Source organism: Campylobacter showae (genome assembly GCF_963515975.1).
Taxonomy (GTDB): Bacteria; Campylobacterota; Campylobacteria; order Campylobacterales; family Campylobacteraceae; genus Campylobacter_A; species Campylobacter_A showae_F.
The window spans coordinates 1-4,551 of record NZ_CAUPZM010000044.1; the positions used below are offsets into that span (position 1 = coordinate 1).

Annotated in this window: 5 protein-coding genes; all 5 read left to right on the plus strand. The window is 48.0% G+C overall.

Features of this window, described 5'->3' with window-relative positions:
- On the plus strand, positions 1-571 hold a 571-nt coding region (locus RWM02_RS10475; protein WP_314072049.1), incomplete at its 5' end, for a M48 family metallopeptidase.
- Positions 572-812: 241 nt separating this feature from the next.
- Positions 813-1,865, plus strand: a complete 1,053-nt coding sequence (locus RWM02_RS10480) for an ABC transporter substrate-binding protein (protein ID WP_314072051.1) — start codon at positions 813-815, stop codon at positions 1,863-1,865.
- A gap of 10 nt (positions 1,866-1,875) precedes the next feature.
- The gene (locus tag RWM02_RS10485; RefSeq protein ID WP_314072054.1) at positions 1,876-2,877 is read left to right on the plus strand and encodes a FecCD family ABC transporter permease; all 1,002 of its coding nucleotides are present in this window, start codon (positions 1,876-1,878) and stop codon (positions 2,875-2,877) included.
- Positions 2,877-3,623: an ABC transporter ATP-binding protein gene (locus tag RWM02_RS10490; protein WP_314072056.1), complete on the plus strand. Its 747-nt coding sequence runs from the start codon at positions 2,877-2,879 to the stop codon at positions 3,621-3,623. The genes RWM02_RS10485 and RWM02_RS10490 overlap by 1 nt, the downstream gene beginning before the upstream one ends.
- Positions 3,620-4,423: a class I SAM-dependent methyltransferase gene (locus RWM02_RS10495; RefSeq protein WP_314072058.1), complete on the plus strand. Its 804-nt coding sequence runs from the start codon at positions 3,620-3,622 to the stop codon at positions 4,421-4,423. The genes RWM02_RS10490 and RWM02_RS10495 overlap by 4 nt, the downstream gene beginning before the upstream one ends.
- Positions 4,424-4,551: the final 128 nt, after the last annotated feature.

A 4,551-nucleotide genomic window follows, 5' to 3' on the forward strand; every position in this document is an offset into this window, starting at 1 on the left:
CGCAAGCGATGAGCATATAAAATTTATCATAGAAAAAAGAGCCAAGTGGATAGCGCAAAAGCGCGCATTTTTTACCTCGTTTAAGACGCCCGAAAAAGAGTACGTAAGCGGTGAGGACTTTAAATATCTTGGACGAAGTTATAGGCTAAAAGTGATGCAATCTAAGGAGGAGTGCGTAAAGCTACAAAGAGGTTATCTTGAGCTGTTTGTAAAAGACAAAAGCGACCTAAAGCGAAAAGAAAATTTAGTTTATGAGTGGTATCATGAAAAGGCGACGTTATACTTTTTTAATATCTTACAAGAATTTAACAAGATAGTAAAACAAGATATCAAAAGCGTAAAAATCAGGCAGATGAAGACGAAATGGGGGAGTTGCAATCCCTATAAATCATATATAAATTTAAACATAGAGCTCATCAAAAAGCCAAAATCTTGTATCGAGTATGTCGTATTTCACGAGCTTGCTCACCTGTTATATCCAAATCACTCAAAGAAATTTTATGACTATCTAACGCTTTATATGCCTGATTGGCAAAAACGAAAGGAAATTTTAGAAATAGCCCGGTTTTGAAATACTTTTGCGACTATAGTTTTTCTAAAAGAAAGCGCAAGAATTATGATTTTGCCTTAAATTTGGCTACTTTTTTGAAAATGGCGCAAGTAAAGCTCTCCGCGCTCCAGCATCTAAAAGCGCAGTCGTACGGATCGCTCTAAAAAGGGCGAATCCGCTTAAAATTTTACTCTATTTATATAATAAAATCTATTTTAAAATTTCTTTAGCTATACTTTACAAAATCATTTAAAGGCAAAAAATGTTTAAAAAATTTCTATTGTTTTTCTTTGCGTTTTCAGGCTTTTGCTTTGCGATGAGCGAGACGCAGATCAAAGACTACATCGCTCAAAACAGCGAGAATATCGAGCAGCTGCAAGGCACGCCCGCTAAAATTTATGCCAGCTCACCGCCGCTTTTATATATGCTCTACGCGCTTGATCCCGCCAAAATCAGCGGCATAAATTTCGAGTGGAATGCCTTTGAGCGCCCCTACGTCAAAAAAGAGGTGCAAGAGCAGCCCGTCGTGGGCGGCTTTTTCGGTCAGGGTAAGATCCCAAACGTCGAGATACTGCTGCGTCTAAACCCAGATCTCATCCTCGTAAACGCAAGCTCGCGCAACACCAAAAAGATGAGCGAGGTCTTCGGCTCAATCAAAAAACCGATGCTCTATCTAAGCGCAGTGAGGCTCGAGGATTATCTGGACGGGTTTGAAATTTTAGGCGAAATCACGGGCAAAAAGGAGCGCGCCGCACGTCTCATAAGCTACGCGAAAGAGTCGCTAAATTTGACAGCGCAGATCGAGGAATACATTAAGAAAAATAATCTGCAAAAGGTAAAAATTTACTACGCGCAGGGCAGCGACGGGCTAGCCACCGAGTGCGCAGGCTCATGGCACGCGACGCTCATCGAGCGAGCCGGTGCAGAGAACGTGCATAAATGCAGCGAAGATCCAAGCGCCAAATCTTTCGGGCGCGTAAAGATCAGCTTCGAACAGCTCGTTAAATACGATCCGGACGTCATCCTCATCTACGAAAAGGAGCTGTTTGATAAAATTTACGGCGACCCCAAATGGCAGCTGCTCGGCGCCGTGAAAAACAAAAAGGCCTACTACATCCCGCGCGAGCCCTTTTCGTGGTTTGACCGCCCGCCTTCGTTTATGAGGTTTTTGGGGCTAAAATGGCTGATAAATTTGGCCTACCCCGAGGCGTTTAAATTTGACATGGCTCGCGAGACGCGCGAGTTTTACAAGCTATTTTTGGATCTTGAGCTCACAGACAAGCAAATTTATAAAATTTTAGGACGCGCCGAGTGAGTAAAGAAAAATGAGCAAAAAGGCGTTTGCGTTTTTAGCCCTGCTGCTGGCGCTTTGCATCGCGGGTTCGCTGCTTCTGGGCAAATACGGCTTTGGCGCGAGCGATTACATAAACTACGTCGCCGCTCTTTTAAAAGGCGAAAATTTAAAAGAGTATGAGGTCATGCACACGCTTTTGCTCGAGATCCGCCTGCCGCGCATACTTGCCTGCGTGCTCATCGGCGCTAGCCTGGCGATCAGCGGTGCGGCGTATCAGGCGATGTTTGTTAATCCGCTTGTAAGCCCCTCGATACTAGGCGTTCTAAGCGGCGCGGGATTTGGCGCAGCGATCGGGATGTTTTTTAAGCTCAATGAATACCTAATCCAGCTTAGCACCTTTGGCTTCGGCTTTCTTGCCGTGGCCGTGGCGCTAGGCGTCTCGGCGTTGTATTCGCGCAGCGGCAGCGTCATCGTGCTAGTTCTTGGCGGCGTCATCAGCGGCTCGCTTTTTACCTCGCTGCTCTCGGTGCTAAAATACGCCGCAGACCCAAACGACGCGCTTCCCGCGATCACCTATTTTTTGATGGGGAGCCTCGGCTTTGCGTCCAAGAGCTTCATAGAGATTTCGATTCTGCCGATGTGCGCGGGCGTTTTGCTGCTAGCGCTTAGCGGCAAATACCTAAACGCGCTAAGCCTTGGCGAGGAGGAGGCAAAGAGCCTGGGCGTAAACGTGGCGCGAGTTAAAATTTTCATCATCCTAGTCGCGACCTTCGTTAGCGCGCTTAGCGTGACGATCGCGGGCATCATCGGCTGGATCGGGCTTATCGTGCCGCACATCGCGCGCTTTATCTTCGGCGCCGACAACCGCGCGGTGCTCGCCAGCTCGGCGATGATCGGCGCGATATTTTTGCTCTTTTGCGACAGCTTCTCGCGGCTCATTTTTACCTTTGAGATCCCTATCGGCATCGTTACCTCGCTGTTTGGCATTCCGATGTTTATCGTCGTGCTTCGCCGCGCCAAGAGGAGCTTTTGATGCGAGAAAATTTGATAGAAGTGCAAAATTTGCGCTTTGCCTACCGTGACAAGCCCGTGCTAAAGGGCATCAGCTTTGACGTCGCGACGGGCGATACGCTAAGCATCCTAGGCGCCAACGGCAGCGGCAAAAGCACCCTGCTTCGCATAATGCTCGGATTTTTAAAATTTGAGGGCGAGGTGCTAATCGCGGGCAAAAGCGTGCGCGACTACGGCAAGCGCGAACTCGCATCCCTCGTCGCCTACGTACCGCAAACGCACGCGCCCTCATACGACTATAGCGTCTTTGACGTCGCGCTGATGGGCGCGCTGTGCAGGACGCCGCTGTTTTCTAGCTTTAGCGCGGCGGATAAAAAGCTAGCCGAGCAGGCGCTGGAAAAGATGGGCATCGCGCATCTAAAAAACGCGCCCTACACAAAGGTCAGCGGCGGCGAGCGGCAGCTGGCGTACATCGCGCGCACGCTGGTTCAGGGCGCGAAAGCGATCTTTATGGACGAGCCGACAAACGGGCTGGATTTTGGCAATCAAATCAAACTACTCGAGATGATAAAGGCGCTAGGCGACGAAGGCTACACCTTCGTGCAGACGACGCACTACCCGCGGCATGCGAAGTTAGTTTCAAATTTGACGCTGTTTATAAAAGACGGCGAAATTTTAGCCTTCGGGCGCAGCGAGCAGCTCATAAATGCCCAAAATATCGATAAAATATACGGCATAAACTACGAAAGATACGAGGATAGATTGTGATTTTACCTTCAAACTACGACGAGATCGACTTTGACGTGCTTTATAAGGCGCAAAAGGCAAGAAGCTCGTTTGGCAAAAAATTTGCAGAGGACTGGGACAAAAAGGCGTCCAGCTTCAACGAGGGCGTGATGAAAAGCGTCTACGCGCGAGAATTTATAGATAAGGTCGATTTTACGGGCGTTTCTACGCTGCTTGATTTTGCTTGCGGCGCGGGCGCGCTAAGCGTGCTGGCGGCGAAAAAAGCGGATCAAATTTACGGCTACGACTTTTCGCCTAAGATGTTAGAGTTTGCCAGGCAAAACGCTCAAATTTACGGCGTTAAAAATGTTAAATTTGCGCAAAAAGCCTTTGAGGATGACTGGTCGGACGTGCCTGTATGCGACGTGGTTTTGGCCTCGCGCTGCCTTGAGGTGGACGATCTAAAAACCGCGCTTAATAAGCTTCTTTCAAAGACCAAAAAGTCGCTTTATATCACGTTTAAGGTGGGCGGAAGCTTCGTAGATGACGAGATTTTGGATGCGATAGGGCGTAAGGTGGAGCAAAAGCCCGACTTCGTCTATCTTTTAAACATCTTGTTTCAAATGGGTTATTTGCCAAGCCTTAGCTACATAAAAGCTAAATGTCACGCGGGTCCGGAAACAAGCGCGCAGGAGCTCATACAAAAGACGCGCTGGGGGCTTGGCGGCGAGCTAAGCGAAACTGAGGAGGCGCGGCTAGCGGAGCATTTTAACAGCGGCAAATACAAACCAAGGCAAGAATTTATGCACTGGGCGTTCGTGCGGGTAGATAAAAACGGTTAAATTTGGTTTTTAACTAAGCAAGACAAATTCGAGATTAAATTTAAACCAGCAAAGCCTCTCCGTCTTGCTAGTTAATTTAGCGAGCATTTCTTAAAACGCTCGCTATTTAAATAATTAAGCACCGATGA

What these genes read in the sequence shown, in the direction of transcription:
- RWM02_RS10490 (WP_314072056.1), top strand. Translation starts at nt 2,877, where the DNA reads ATGCGAGAAAATTTGATAGAAGTGCAAAATTTGCGCTTTGCCTACCGT.
- RWM02_RS10480 (WP_314072051.1), top strand. Translation starts at nt 813, where the DNA reads ATGTTTAAAAAATTTCTATTGTTTTTCTTTGCGTTTTCAGGCTTTTGC.
- RWM02_RS10485 (WP_314072054.1), top strand. Translation starts at nt 1,876, where the DNA reads ATGAGCAAAAAGGCGTTTGCGTTTTTAGCCCTGCTGCTGGCGCTTTGC.